We start from the raw sequence: 13918 nt of genomic DNA, 5'->3' as shown, positions 1-13918 counted from the left end.
ATGCCACCATCGTCAGGCTTCGATCGTGGTCTGCTGGAGGGCAGCGGTGATGGTCTCGACGTCGTCCGCCGATAGCTCCGGATGGACCGGGAGGGAGACGACCTCTGAGGCCGCTCGCTCGGCGACGGGGGCGTCGACGTCGAAGTCGTCGTAGGCCCCCAGCTGGTGTATCGGCGTCGGATAGTAGATGGCCGTGTCCACCCCCGCACCCGCAAGTTCGTCCCGGAAGCGCTCACGATGTTCCGTACGGATGGTGTACTGGTGGTACGCGTGCGTCCGCCCGTCGGGCTCGACGGGTGCTTCGACCCCCGGAACCGGTTCTATCGTCTCGGTCAGCCGGGCGGCATTCGACCGGCGCGTCCGGACCCAGCCGGCCAACTTGTCCAGCTGGACGCGACCGATAGCCGCTGCGAGACTGGTCATCCGGTAGTTGGTGCCCAGTCGTTCGTGCGCGTAGGTGCCATCCTGGGTCCGACCGTGATTCGCGAAACTTGCGGCCCGTCGGGCCACGTCCTCCCGGTCGGTGACGACCATCCCACCCTCGCCAGTGGTCATGTTCTTGGTCGGGTAGAACGAGAAGGCGGCCGCGTCGCCGAACGAGCCGACGGGGTCGCCACCGTACTGGGCCCCGTGTGCCTGGGCAGCGTCCTCGACGAGCGGGATACCGGCGTCCTCGGCGATGTCTCCGAGGGCCGCCATATCAGCGGGGAGGCCGTAGAGGTGGACTGCGAGGATGGCGTCGGCGTCCGTCTCGCGGACTCGCCGTTCGGTCGCGTGTGGGTCGAGCGCGAACGTCTCGGGGTCGATGTCGGCGAACGCGGGGGTCGCCCCGGCCAGCCTGATGGCGTTCGCACTCGCGACGAACGAGAAGGGCGTGGTGACGACGGTGTCGCCGGCACCGATGTCGAGTGCCTCCAGCGCGGCGTGGAGCGCGAGCGTGCCGTTGGCCATTCCGGCCCCGTATTCGACGCCGCAGTACGACGCGAACTCCGCTTCGAACTCACGGACGACCGGTCCATCGGCCACCGTCCCGTCTTTCAGGACTTCGGCAACGGCCTCGCGCTCGGTCGGGCCGAAGGTCGGTGCAGCGATGGGGATCACGAGCGGTTCCCTCCCTTGAGGGGGTCCGGGAGTGGTCGATGTTCGCCCGGGATACCCACCACGAGACTTTCGGGTGGGACGTCGTCCGTGACGACGGCGCCTGCCGCGACGAACGACCCCTCACCGATAGTGAGATCAGGCAGGACGGTCGCGTTCGCGCCGACGGTCACGTCGTCCTCGAGTGTCGGACCGACCAGGTCGACGTCCTGGCGAAGTGGGTACGGATCGTTCGTCAGCACGGCGCTAGGGCCGAGGAACACGCGATCGCCGATGACCGTCTCGGTCGGGACGTAGACGTTCGTCTGGATGCTGACATTCGACCCCACGGTGACGCGGCCATCGAGGACGGATCCGGTTCCGAGGAGGGTCGAGGAGCCGACAGTCGTGGCCTCGCGGACCAGTGCGCGATGCCCCGTCGTGACGTCCGCGCCCAGTTCGACGTCGGCGTAGACGATAGTGCCCGAGCGGATGTGTGCGCCGTCTCCGACGATGGTCGGTTCTGCGTGCTCGTCGTGGACGTAGCCGACCGTCGCGCGCGCCTCGACTGTCACGTTCGAACCGAGTCGAGCGTGCCCGATCTCGCCCGCGATACGACTCTCCTCCGGAGTAGACTGTGAAACCATGGATATGGGGACGCTATCCGGTAGAGTGCCCCAATCGGGCTTTGTTATACGCGGCCTTCGCGTTAGACGATCGAGTCGAGCGTGCCGTAGGCCCGTTTGGCCAGCGACATCCCGGCCCCCGACGTCTCGGCGACGTAGTACGGTTCGAGATCGGCGCCGAACTTGCTCTTGTAGCGGCAGAGCCGTTCCGTGTTCGCGCCGACCAGGTCGTATCTGGTGACCGACTCGATTGGCGGATCCTCGAGGATATCCGTCAATATCGTCCAGTGGACGAGGCTGTTGACGTTGACGTTCTCGTATGTCGCTCGGGCCCCGCCCTGCCAGTAGTACGCGGCCTCGTTGGAGTACAGCGCCGTCACCCCTGTAAGGAACTCTCCGTCTTCGTCGCGAGCGACGTACACTCGCCGTCGGTCGACCTCGGCCAGTTCCCCGAGGAGGTCGCGGACGTAGGGCCACTCCATCGAGTACGACCGGTCCTGTTCCCGGTATCGGTCGCGGGTCCGCTCGAATATGGTTCTGGCGGCCTCCATTCCCTCGACGGAGACCGACACGTCCAGTTCCTGGGCGTCGCGGATCTCCCGCCGGAGGCTCTTGCTAAACGAGGCGAGGAGTTCGTCGGGATCGCTACCGGCTGTATCGAGCGAGTAGGTGAACGACGGTTCCACCGATAGCCCCTCCCAGGAAAACGGGCGGGGGTCCGTACAGCTGACCGGACAGATGATGCGGACGAGCGTTCCCGACCCCGAAGCGTCGAGGGTATCGAGGACGGATTCGGTGAATCGGCGGGCGACCCGTTCGCGCTTGCGGCGTTTCGGGCTCGCGGGCATGACGAGCGGGCCGAGACGCGGGATACCCATTCCCGGGGGTGGCGAGACGACGGCCCGCCCCAGGCGTTCCCTGACGACGACGGGGAGCATTCCGACCGGTCGATCCCCCTTGTAGCCGACGTACAACTGGAGCTCTCCGGTCGCGTGGTCTGCGAGCACTCGAAGAGCTTCGGGGGTGTGGAACACCTCGAAGCCATCGGCTGGGAGGGCCTGTTCCCACGCGTCGAGATCGACACGTTCGATATCCACGTCAGACACCGCCCCGTGCGTCGTCGATCAGTGATTCAGATTCCGTCCAGCCCGCGCGGGTGGTCGGATGGTCCAGCGATCGGTAGATCTCCCCGGGTGGGCCGACCCAGGCACCCATCTCCAGTGCCCGTTCGATCAGTCTGCGGTAGATCGTCCCGTAGTTCGGGTGGTCGCGGTCGTAGAAGTAACTGGGGTGCCAGAGCACCGTCATCACGGCTGCGTTCTCGCGTGCCTCCTGGAGGAGATCCTCGCAGACTGCCCAGGCGCGCTCCGGATCCGATTCGACGGCCGGCAGGGTCTTCTCCATGACCGTCAACGGGAACACCACGAACTCGTCGTCGAAGGGCCGGAACGGCTCGTATCGCCCATCGAAGCCGTACTCGGAACTCGATCCCAGCGACGAGTCGTAGCGGAGCCCCGCGGCCGCCTGGTACTTCCAGGTGTCGGGCCGCTTCAGGTTCAGGTAGTGTTGACGGCCCCCCATGACGGGGTGGCCGAGGATGCGCTCGAGTCGTCGCTTCTCTCTCCGGAGCTGGTCCGGGTTTCGGTAAGAATCGTAGGACCCGTGGAGGCCGATTTCCCACCCGCCTTCGTCGAGTTCGACGACAGTGTCCGTGATCTCCCGCTCAGCCAGGTCGTATCGACCCGCGTACAGGCGCCAGGATGTCGGATCGAGCCACTCGCGAGGTGGCCGCTCGCCGAACAACGATCGCTCGTCGAGGAAGTAGAACGCCGAGCGGACGCCCAGGTCGGATTCGATGTCCATCACCGTCTGGAACTGCCAGTAGGGGCTCCGACCCGGCAGGAGGTCCAGGAGTGATCCGGGGTCGCGACGCGTCATCGCGTAGTAGAGTGCCTGGTAGGTCTTTCTGACCCGATCGACGTCGTGCGTGAGCGCGAGCGCGAACGGATGGTCATCGAGGGTGGACATCGGCTCCTCCTGGTGGTCGTGGCTGGTCGGCGACTCTCGATGGTGGTTCGGTAGCGTGCCGTCTGTCGAACCGTCCGCTGTTCATGTAGTTTCTGACACACGGAACGAACACTTCGTTATGCCGAGCATACCGAGTTCGGTCAGTTCGTGGCGCCTGGGACCGTCGACAGTCCCTCGGAAAGCTCCACCTTCGAGTCGAATCCGAGCCTCGAACGTGACTTCTCCGTGTCCGCACGGCTCTCGTCGATATCGCCGTCTCTCGGTGCGGTGTGGACGATGTCCACGTCCGGATCGACGAGCGACCGTACCTTCTCGCCGAGTTCTCGGATGGTCACGCTCGATCCCGTTCCCACGTTGAACGCCTCGCCGACCTCATCGGTGGTCGCCGCACGGAGGTTCGCCCGGACGACGTCGTCGACGTGGACGAAATCTCGAGTCTGTTTCCCATCGCCGTGGACCGTGATGGGTCCACCCGATCGCGCCTGCTCGACGAAGGCCGTCACGACCCCGGCGTACTCGCCCGACTGGCGTGGACCGTAGACGTTGAAATACCGGAGCGCGACCGTCGGCACGTCGTAGAGGTCGGCGAAGAGTCGGACGTACTGATCGGCGGCGAGTTTGCTCACCCCATACGGTGATTCCGGGGCCGTCCGGTCGGATTCGGGTACCGGAATGCTGTCGGGGTGGCCGTACACCGCCGCGCTCGACGCGAACACGACTCGCGCACCTTCGCGACGGGCCGCTTCGAGGACCTGCAGCGTCCCGTCTACGTTGATAGAATCCGTTTCGAGCGGGCGGGCGATGGAGTCGTCTACGCTTACCACCGCGGCTTCGTGGAAGACCACGTCCACGCCACTCATCGCCTCGACGAGTGTGGTCGTCTCGCAGACGTCGCCGACGATGAGTTCGGCAGTCTCGGGGACGTAGTCGGCCTTTCCGGTGGAGAGGTCGTCGAGGACCCGAACCTCGGCACGGTCGACGAGGGCGTCCGCGATGTGACTCCCGATGAACCCCGCACCGCCGGTCACCAGGACCGTCGCCCCCTCGAGGGAACGGTCGCTCACCGTTTTCACCCTCCCTCGACTACGATCCAGCGGTGGACGGAGTACGGTGCTTCGGCGGGCCGTGGTTCGTCGGGGAGCCCGCCCTTGTACACGGCGGTGTGGAGTCGGAGCTCGGACCCGGTCATGGTGGGGGCGATCGACCGTTCGACGACCGCCCGTTTTCCGTCCTCGACGGTGACCGTCGTCTCGTCGAGACGCTGTTGGGCCGTGACGGACCCGTTCGAGTCGACCGATTGGACGACCGTCACTACTCCGTAGGTCGTCTCGTTCCCCTCGTGGTTCCAGACGGCGATGTGATGTGGCTCCTCCTGACCCGCGACGTACGTCGAGGTGTAGCCAGTGGCCACGAGGTCGCCGGTCTCGTTCTCCGAGAGCAGGGCCACCTCGGAGTAAGCGTCGCCATCCGCGGGGGTAACCCCGACGTAGGCGACGGCGACGACGAACGCGATCAGCGCGACGGCGGTCGTCACCTTCTGGAGGCCACTCGTCCCGAACAGGTTCTCGACCACCGGGAGTGCGCCGTCCAATGGTGCAGCACGCCCGTTCGGCGCGAGACGGTTCCGACGGACGCCAGCGACGAGCACCCCGAGAACGGTGACAGTGCCGATTCCGACCACCGCTGGCACCCGGCCGATGCCGACCGTCAGACTGAGCAGGTAGCCGACGGCCGCGACGATGACCGGACTCGCGGCGATCGCCATCGCGAGTCTGCCGACCCAGCTCGTTCGACCGCCGTCGAACCGCTCACCCACGACCTCCTGGGACGGGGCTGCCGGAAAGATGGCGGCCATCAACGCGTAGCCCGGGAGGAACACGAGCAACGGGAGCCCTACCGCCGCCATCACCCAACTTGGGTCTCCGAGGGCGACGAAGCCGAAACTCGCGATCACGGTCCAGAGGACCACGCCGACGAGGTCGGTCGTCCAGGGTTGGGTGCCGTCGAACCGATGGGACCGATCGAACCACCCACTCATGCTGGCGCCTCCACGTCATCGCCGACCGGAGTGCACATCGTGACTTCGTCGTTGACGTACACCCGATCCCAGTCGGACTGACAGACGAAGTCGGCCGGATAGCTACCGGCGACACTTGCTCTCGGCTCGTCCGCACCAGCATCGAAGACCACCCTGCCCTCCGACTGGTAGCTTCGATACAGGACCGGTGTCGGTTCGACCGGCCCACTCTCGTTCACGGCCAGCGTTCGAGCGTCGTACCCACCTGGTGATTTGTAGATGGCGACGTAGGGGTGGTCCGTCCGGATGTCGTCCTCGACGCTCGGCGGGTGGATCGTTCCGATGGTCTCGAGGGCGGCTATCTCGGATTCGGAGTACGCGTACTTCGTGAACGTGTCCTCGAAGGCGGGACTGTCCAGGGACGACTTCTCCGCGACGACCATCGTGGCCGGGTAGACCGCTGCGAGCAGGACGACGGCGGCGATGATGACACCCCGTGGTGCCCGATCGTAGAGCGTCGCGACACCGATCGCACCCAGGATAGCCAGTAGCGCGTACAGGAACACGGTCCATCGTCCCGGGATCAGGATCCGGAAGCCGATGAACTGCAAGCCGAAGACGGCGACGAACAGCAACCCGGCCGTGACGAGCAGGAGGTACGTCGGTCCCGCTGGACGGTCCCAGTCCAGCGCGGTCAAGCCCCCGACGGCCGCGATACCGAAGAGCACGGTGAACCCGACGACGTCGGCGAGCCGACCGACGGGTGATGGCGACCCCGACACTGGCAGCTCCATCGTCGGTGGGGCCGCGTGGTCGGCGGCGAGTTGCAGGAAACCGATGTCGTTGGCCGCGACCGCGAGCAGTTCGAGTCGGTTGTAGAGGAATATCGATTCGTCCCCGAACGGGGTGTTGAGCCAGCTCAGAACCGTCACCCCGAGGGTCAGGACGAAGACTCCCGCGACCGGGACTGGACTCGGTGCATCCGTCTCCGTCATCCGGGCGAGCGTCGCGACTCCGACCCCCACCGCGAGGAGGACGAGGAGGATCGCCGTCGTGACCTGGTGAGTGAACACGACTGCCAGGCTGAAACCGACCAGGAGCGTGAGGACCCACGGTTCCCGATCGCCGAGGAGGGTCAGTGTCAGCAGATAGAGCACGGCCAGGAAGAACACGAGTGCGAGACTGGTCGGGATGACGTGGATCCCCCAGCGGATGAACTGGTCGGCGAACGCGTAGACGGTGGCGGCGAGCACGGCCCAGCGAGCGGAGACGAAGACCGCTGCGGTCGCGTAGACGAAGACCATGGAGAGGGGGATGAGGGCCCCGATGGCGAGGAAGACGGCGACCCGTGGATCGCCGAAGAGGGTGGTTCCGACTGCCCCCACGAGGTGGTAGATCGGCGCCATGACGTACTTGCTGTCCGCGATGGCCGATAGTGATCCGCTGGCGGCGATGTTCTGCACGTAGACTGGGACGTGGGTCCAGGCATCGACGCCCACGAACCCGGCCGTCCCGAACAGGACGCTGAACCGGATGACCAGCGCTGCCAACCCAACCTGGACGAGGACGGGCGCCGGTGCGAATCGGTCATCACCGACGAGCAGTACCTGGGCGAGAATCGCTCCACCGACGACCGCGGCCAGGAGGTAATCGATACCCGTTCTGGGAGTGGGCGTTCTGGTCCGGAAGACCAGCACGGCGAGCGCGAGGAGGACGACAGACGGGAGAACGTCGATCGCCCGTGTCGGAACGGTCGGGATGGGGCTGCCAGACCGCCATCGCGAGCTCGCGAGCACGTAGAGAATGGATGCGACCCCCAGTCCGAGTGGGATGGCGAGAAGGTATACCTGGTCGGCAAGGAGACGGAGACCCAACAACAAGACGGCCACAGCGATCCCGAGCCACGCCACGAGGAGACCGAGTGAGCTGGACGTGGACCGATCGCGATTCGAGGAACGAGGATTCATCCTGTGAGGAATTCGTACAGATAGCGCGACGATTGTTATGCAGGGCGTACCGCAGATAAGGCGGGGTTATCTCGACGCCGCCCCAACGAGCAGAGTGATCTGCGAAGAGCGACGGATGGACTCGATCGGGAGCGGCTCGTCGACCGGGTACCGATGGTCGTTCGGGTCAATTGGCCCGGCCGGTGCGTCGATCAAAGAGGAACGGATGGGCTACCCGGTACGTCGATACGCGGTGGACCGTCTGGACCAGCGAAGTGGGCCCAGCAACCGAACTATTCGGTCGACCGTCTGGTCGGATCAGACGACCGACTCGTACACCGACCGTATCTGCCTGGCCATCGATTCCAGACCGAGCGACTGTGCGACCGCCCGTCCGTTCGAAGCGACCCCACGTTCGAGGACGTCGATCAGGCCTTCGACGAGTTCTTCATCGGACTCCCCGATGTGGGAGGGATGGACGTCCGAGAGACGCTCGCGGACGTCGCCGACGTCGGTCGAGACGACTGGCAGATTACACGCCATCGCCTCCTTCACCGTATTCGGTGAGCCTTCCCGTCTCGAGGTGAGTAGCATCACGTCGGCCGCGTTCATGTACGTCGGCACGGTCTCGTGGGGGACGTGATCGAGCGACTGCAGGACCACAGGTTGGTCCAGTCGTTCGTCGACGCGCTCGACCACGCGCTCTGCTCGCGGATAGTCTTTGACGGAGCGCGAGGTCGAATAGGGAAACAGGACGTGTTCGACGTCGTGATCCCATCCCACCGCTTCCCTGGCCTCGCGTTTCGACGTCGGTTCGAACAACGACAGATCGACGCCGTGTGGGATGACGTGACTGTCGGTGGCGAGGACCGCGTCCATCTCGGCACTCATCACGATGGTCGCGTCGGCGAATCGGGCACACCACTGGCTGAGGCGACTATACTGTCCCATGAGGTCGGATCCCCACAGGGAGACGACGACCGGTAGCCGGAGTTGACAGAGCGCCGCTGGTGCGGTCAACCCGTAGTTGGCGTGGACGACGTCGAAGTCCCCGAACGATGCGCGAAGGACCGACGGATAGAATCTGAGGTAGTCGACGATCGACCGCGTCGTCTCGCCGTTGTCACCCGTGCGACGGGTTCCCGGGACCGAGACGGTCGTCTGTTCGACCCCGATGTCGGCGAGGGCCGCCACCTGCTGGGTGAACGGCGGGACGGTCGGGTCGGTGATGAGATTGAGTACGCGCATTGGACTACACGTGATTTCTCGGACTCCGGCCCCGGCATCTGCTCATGGGCTACCGATGTTCGGTCTCGGTTATGGTTATACGACGCCTACCTCCCTGTTGACACCCGATGGGGTCGTTCTGGCGACGCTATCGGCCGATCGTCAGGAATCCAAAGGAATACGGCCCGCGAACCTGGCCGCTGCGCGCTCGTTCGCCCGACGATTGGCGCGAACGATTCGGGCGAACATTCGACGCTACCGCAGCACGGACCCCGTACTGGGGCGGCGAAAGTAGCGGTGGCATTACAATGGCTTCAGGATGGGTTACTCGGACCATGGCCAGTACCGGGTCCACCCGCGAGTCCGCATTGATCCCCATGGGGTTCGAACCAGGAGGATACGTCAGCACGCGGTCGTTGTCCCGACGTGGTATTCACACCATCGTCGCATCTGAGTACGAAGACACCCCTTCTGCGGCCTCGCGGTTCGCTGACGAATTCGTCGAGATACCATCGCCGTACGACGACCTCATCGCCTACAAGGACGCACTCCTGGGCATCGCGGCCAGAGCGGACGTACAGACGATATTGCCACTCCGGGCCCAGGACGCGTTCCTGTTCGCCCGTTACGAGGAGGAGTTCGAACGCTACGTCTCGCTGGTCTCTCCCTCGTCGGCTCTCCTGAACGTCGTCTTCGACCGGATGCAACTGGTCGAAGCCGGCATCGAAGCGGGGGTGCCCGTTCCCGAGACCACACTTCTGTCGGACGTCGACTGCTGGGATACCGATCGGATCATCAAATCGCGATACAACCTCCTGACTCCGGAGAACGTCTCTCACTTCGAGGATGGCGACGTGGCGACGGCGAAGTCGGTGACGCCCGTCCCGGCCGGCACGGCACCCGACGTCGACGCCATCGAATCCGAGATGTTGCATACGCCGATCGTCCAGGAGTACGTTACCTCCTCCGACGAGTACCTCTACGGAGCGCTCTACGACCACGGGGAACCGGTGACCACCTTCCAGCATCGCCAGATCCGTGGCGACTCCTACAGCGGTGGTGGTGGTGTCTACCGGAAATCGATCGACGACCCGGAACTCGACCGGGTGGCTCGGAGGCTCCTCGATCATCTGGATTTCCACGGTCTCGCCTGCATCGAATACATGAAACGCGCGGACACGGGCGAATACGTGCTGACCGAGATCAATCCCCGCCTGTGGCAGTCGCTCGCGTGTGCCGACCACGCAGGGGCCGACTTTCCCTATCGGTACTGGCAGGTGGCCAACGGCGAGGTCGAGGCCGAGGCCGCCATCGACGACTACGAGGTGGGGGTCGGCTCCCACCTGCTGTACGGTGAACTCGGGCACCTCCAGAGCATCCTCACCGAGGATTCGCCCTTCGTCGAACCCCCCTCGTTCACCAGAACCGCCTGGGAGGTCGGCGCCTCCTGTATCGATACGCCGAACTTCGACTTGCTGCGATTCGACGATCCGATGCCCTTCGTTCGTGGCCTCGAACACGTTCTCCTGAAGTGAATGATCGAACCAGACCGAGCTATGGCGGCCGATTTCACCTACGACGCGTACGCTGCGTTACTCGACGATCTGCACCGCCGAGACGGGCCGGTACTGACCGTACGCGAGTATCTCGAGGCCGAGTCGGTGCCCGACGGCGCGGTCGTCCTTCGTCACGACGTCGATCGCAAGCCGAAGAACGCACTCGACCACGCTCGACTCGAATCCGACCGCGGCCTCTCGAGTACGTATTACGTTCGGACCGAGCAAGGTGCGTTCGACCCCGCGGTAATCAGAGAGATAGCGTCACTCGGACACGAGGTCGGCTACCACTACGAGGACCTGGACCGATCCGACGGCGACGTCGACGCCGCCCACCGCTCGTTCGGGACCAATCTCGAGCGGGTTCGTCGACTCGTCGACGTCGACACCGTCTGCATGCACGGGAACCCGCTCACGCCCCACGACAACCGTGATATGTGGGCGTCGGGCCCGGACTTCGAGTCGTACGATCTCCTCGGCGAGGCGTATCTCTCGGTGGAGTTCACCGGCCTGCAGTACTACTCCGATACCGGACGAACCTGGCGGGACGGAGCCCTGAAGGTCAAAGACCACCCGGTCGGCGAAGCGGCCACCACGGTGCCCATCGAGACCACGTTTCAGCTCCGCCGACTCCTCGAAGCCTTCCCGGACACGCGCTTTTATCTCCTCACCCATCCCGAGCGGTGGACGAACTCCGTCCCCGAACGGGTCATCGAGACGTCCTTCGACGTCGCGAAGAACACGGCGAAGTTCGCTCTCGACCTCGCGTCACGTCGGTGAGCGGACCGGAACAGGGAACCATCTCCTCGACCCCTCTCGGGGATTCACGTCCGCCGGCCGCCGATGGTGAACACCGGGGTTTCGGGGTCGATGTCCTCGAGGACCTTCCGGCCATCGAGGATGGGCGCGTCGAACGACGACCAGTCGAGGGATTCGAACTCGTCGTGGTCGGCAAGAACGAGGACCGCGTCCGGGTCCGTCTCGGTCACCGCTCCGACCGAGATGGGCTCGACGCCATCGAAGGCGGCCCAGTCATCGAGGATAGGGTCGCTCGCGAGAACGGCGGCTCCTCTGTTCTGGAGCATTCGCGCGATTGGTATCGACGGGGCGTTTCGTATCTCCACGACGTTTCCTCGATAGGTGAGTCCGAGGACGAGCACGGTGGCGCCATCCATGGCACGTTCTCGCTCCTCGAGGATCGAATCGAGCGTCGCGACCGTGTGGGCGGGCATTCCGTCGTTGACGCTGCGCGCGATGGACAACAGTGGCGCCTCCACGTCGAACGACTGGAGGAGGAAATGCGGATAGACCGGGATGCAGTGGCCGCCGACACCGGGTCCCGGGTCGTGGATGTCACAGAACGGCTGGGTGTTGGCCACCTCGATGGCGGCGTTGACGTCGACATCGGCGACCTCGGCGTATCGCGATAGCTGGTTGGCGAGAGCGATGTTGACGTCCCGGTAGACGCCTTCGAAAACCTTCACGGCCTCCGCAGTACGAGCATCGGGGGTGGTGATGACCCGATTGTCGCTCACCTCGTCGTAGACGAGTGCCGCGACCCGGGTGCTCTCGTCGTCGACACCACCGACGACCTTCGGGTAGGCGCCGCGAACGTCCTGGAGCGCCCGCCCGCTCGAGGTGCGTTCCGGACAGGCGGCGGCCCCGAACTCACCCTCCTCGAGACCGCTCTCCGCTTCGAGGAGTGGGACGATCCTGTCTGCCGTCGTGCCCGGCGGGACCGTCGATTCGACGATCACGAGGTCACCGGGTGAGAGGCCGGTCGCAACGTCGCGAGTCGCAGCGAGGAGGGTGCTGAGATCGGGCGCGTCGTCCTCGGTGAGAAGCGTCGGAACCATGAGTACGTGGACGGCTGCCCGCCTCGCGGCCTCCGTCGGGTCCGAGACGGCTTGCAGTGCCTTCCGGTCGACCAGCGACTCGACGAGTTCGGGGAGTCCGGGCTCGCGCTCCACGTGACTCTCTCCCGCATTTATCCGTTCGACGACATCGCCGTCGATATCGGCGCCGACGACGTTCCCAGTCACCTCCGCGTAGACAGCGGCGAGCGGGAGCCCCATCTTTCCGAGGCCGTAGACGGCGACGGGAACATCGCCCCCGGTGAACGCGGTCCGTTGTTCGCTTTCGGTCGCCGTCGATCCGTACAGTCCCTGTGGACTGTCGATCTGTTGGCTCATTCGGCTTGCACCTCTATGGAGTCCTTCGGGGCGAGTGCAAGCGATTCGATGCGTTCGGCCATCTCGAGTGTCTCGAGGGCATCCGCGGCCGTGACCTGCGGGTCCGTTCCCGTCGTCACGGCATCGACGAACGAGACGAGTTCCCGTTTCAACGGTTCACCGTTCTGTATTGTCGGCCGTTCGACGACGCTCTCGTGACGGTACTGGAGGTCGCCATCGGTGGTGATGTACTCCGGGACGGAGCGGCGATGGATCTCCACGTTCTGTGCGATGAAATCGACGTTGATGCGGCGGGTGTGGGCCGTAATCGAGAGGTTGCGGACCTTCTGCTGGGTGAGACGGCTCGCGGTCACGCTCGCGATCGCGTGGTTGTCGAAGGCGAACTGCGCGGCGACGTGCTGTTCGTCGTGGGCGACCGCGGACACTCCGGTGACGTCGGCGTCCACGAGCGAGAACAGGATGTCGATGTCGTGGACCATCAGGTCCATCACCACGTTGTCGCTCGTCTCACGGTCCAGTGGCGGCCCGAGGCGGTCGATGTCGATGGCCACCACGTCCAATCCCGGTACGATGTCCCTGACGACGTCCATCACCGGGTTGAACTGCTCGATGTGGCCGACCTGGAGTGTGAGGCCCCTGTCGTCGGCCAGCCGGGCGAGTTCTCGCCCCACCTCCAGGTCGTCCACGAACGGTTTCTCGACGAGGACGTGTACGTCTGCCTCCATGGATTCCCGAACGATGTCCGCGTGGTACTCGGTCGGGACGGCGACGACGACCACGTCCGCGACGGAGAGCAGTAGCGACCGGCTCATCGCTCTCGTCCCGTATTCCGCTGCGACCGCTTCGGCGCGGCCGCCGTCGGCATCCGTCACCCCGACGAGGTTCACGTCGAGCGTCTCGCTCAACACTCTGGCGTGATTACGTCCCATGCTGCCGACCCCGATCACGCCCGCGTCCAGCGGTGAAGATGGTCTGTTATCCTGACTCATGACGTGGATCCCGGCGGCCGTGCCCACGGTCGGCGCCCTTCCTCGATACGATGTGCCGCTGTTCGCTCTCGATATCGCTCGCGCGACGTGTCCATGGAGAACAGTAGCGAAGACCGAGAGATTGTAATTCCCAGCTTGTCTGTGAACCGTTTCGTAAGCCCATATTTCTCGGAACTGTTGCGTTTCGGGTACCTGGGCGCCGCCGACAGCGTCCTCGATAAGCCGTCAGTAACTATCGTTTCCCGGCCTGAGGGTGCGTG

Annotated in this window: 12 protein-coding genes; 2 read left to right on the top strand and 10 right to left on the bottom strand. The window is 64.9% G+C overall.

Annotated features, from left to right (window positions below):
• Positions 1-12: 12 nt before the first annotated feature.
• From HSRCO_RS08500 to HSRCO_RS08465, 8 genes are all read right to left on the bottom strand, one after another.
• On the bottom strand, positions 13-1101 hold the full coding sequence (locus HSRCO_RS08500; protein WP_259517212.1) for a DegT/DnrJ/EryC1/StrS aminotransferase family protein: 1089 nt from the start codon (positions 1099-1101) through the stop codon (positions 13-15).
• Positions 1098-1724, bottom strand: a complete 627-nt coding sequence (locus HSRCO_RS08495; protein WP_259517211.1) for an acyltransferase — start codon at positions 1722-1724, stop codon at positions 1098-1100. The genes HSRCO_RS08500 and HSRCO_RS08495 overlap by 4 nt, the downstream gene beginning before the upstream one ends.
• Before the next feature lie 62 nt (positions 1725-1786).
• Positions 1787-2800, bottom strand: a complete 1014-nt coding sequence (locus tag HSRCO_RS08490; RefSeq protein ID WP_259519788.1) for a GNAT family N-acetyltransferase — start codon at positions 2798-2800, stop codon at positions 1787-1789.
• 1 nt (position 2801) lies between these two features.
• Positions 2802-3731, bottom strand: coding sequence for a polysaccharide deacetylase family protein (locus HSRCO_RS08485; protein WP_259517210.1), 930 nt, complete (start codon positions 3729-3731; stop codon positions 2802-2804).
• A gap of 140 nt (positions 3732-3871) precedes the next feature.
• Entirely contained in the window at positions 3872-4795 is a 924-nt protein-coding gene (locus HSRCO_RS08480; protein ID WP_259517209.1) for an NAD-dependent epimerase/dehydratase family protein, read from the bottom strand.
• 5 nt (positions 4796-4800) lie between these two features.
• Positions 4801-5769: a DUF1616 domain-containing protein gene (locus HSRCO_RS08475; RefSeq protein ID WP_259517208.1), complete on the bottom strand. Its 969-nt coding sequence runs from the start codon at positions 5767-5769 to the stop codon at positions 4801-4803.
• Positions 5766-7658, bottom strand: a complete 1893-nt coding sequence (locus HSRCO_RS08470) for a glycosyltransferase family 39 protein (RefSeq protein ID WP_259517207.1) — start codon at positions 7656-7658, stop codon at positions 5766-5768. Before HSRCO_RS08470 ends, HSRCO_RS08475 begins: the two co-directional genes overlap by 4 nt.
• A gap of 354 nt (positions 7659-8012) precedes the next feature.
• Positions 8013-8942 carry a glycosyltransferase family 4 protein gene (locus HSRCO_RS08465; protein WP_259517206.1) on the bottom strand — a complete coding sequence of 310 codons (930 nt, stop codon included), beginning with the start codon at positions 8940-8942 and terminating at the stop codon, positions 8013-8015.
• Positions 8943-9256: 314 nt separating this feature from the next.
• Between HSRCO_RS08465 and HSRCO_RS08460 the strand changes: the two genes are divergently transcribed.
• On the top strand, positions 9257-10456 hold the full coding sequence (locus HSRCO_RS08460; protein ID WP_259517205.1) for a carboxylate--amine ligase: 1200 nt from the start codon (positions 9257-9259) through the stop codon (positions 10454-10456).
• Between the two features lie 21 nt (positions 10457-10477).
• Complete coding sequence (locus tag HSRCO_RS08455; protein ID WP_259517204.1) at positions 10478-11257, top strand: hypothetical protein; 780 nt, start codon at positions 10478-10480, stop codon at positions 11255-11257.
• Between the two features lie 44 nt (positions 11258-11301).
• On the opposite strand, the gene HSRCO_RS08450 is transcribed toward HSRCO_RS08455, so the two are convergent.
• Complete coding sequence (locus tag HSRCO_RS08450) at positions 11302-12669, bottom strand: nucleotide sugar dehydrogenase (protein ID WP_259517203.1); 1368 nt, start codon at positions 12667-12669, stop codon at positions 11302-11304.
• A complete protein-coding gene (locus HSRCO_RS08445; protein WP_259517202.1) occupies positions 12666-13685 on the bottom strand; it encodes a Gfo/Idh/MocA family protein in 1020 nt (339 codons plus the stop codon). Before HSRCO_RS08445 ends, HSRCO_RS08450 begins: the two co-directional genes overlap by 4 nt.
• Between the last annotated feature and the right edge of the window lie 233 nt (positions 13686-13918).

This window comes from Halanaeroarchaeum sp. HSR-CO (assembly GCF_024972755.1).
GTDB lineage: Archaea > Halobacteriota > Halobacteria > Halobacteriales > Halobacteriaceae > Halanaeroarchaeum.
This window is presented reverse-complemented; position numbering and strand designations above follow the sequence as displayed.

What these genes read in the sequence shown, in the direction of transcription:
- HSRCO_RS08495 (WP_259517211.1), bottom strand. Translation starts at nt 1,724, where the DNA reads ATGGTTTCACAGTCTACTCCGGAGGAGAGTCGTATCGCGGGCGAGATC.
- HSRCO_RS08485 (WP_259517210.1), bottom strand. Translation starts at nt 3,731, where the DNA reads ATGTCCACCCTCGATGACCATCCGTTCGCGCTCGCGCTCACGCACGAC.
- HSRCO_RS08475 (WP_259517208.1), bottom strand. Translation starts at nt 5,769, where the DNA reads ATGAGTGGGTGGTTCGATCGGTCCCATCGGTTCGACGGCACCCAACCC.
- HSRCO_RS08465 (WP_259517206.1), bottom strand. Translation starts at nt 8,942, where the DNA reads ATGCGCGTACTCAATCTCATCACCGACCCGACCGTCCCGCCGTTCACC.
- HSRCO_RS08460 (WP_259517205.1), top strand. Translation starts at nt 9,257, where the DNA reads ATGGCCAGTACCGGGTCCACCCGCGAGTCCGCATTGATCCCCATGGGG.
- HSRCO_RS08455 (WP_259517204.1), top strand. Translation starts at nt 10,478, where the DNA reads ATGGCGGCCGATTTCACCTACGACGCGTACGCTGCGTTACTCGACGAT.
- HSRCO_RS08450 (WP_259517203.1), bottom strand. Translation starts at nt 12,669, where the DNA reads ATGAGCCAACAGATCGACAGTCCACAGGGACTGTACGGATCGACGGCG.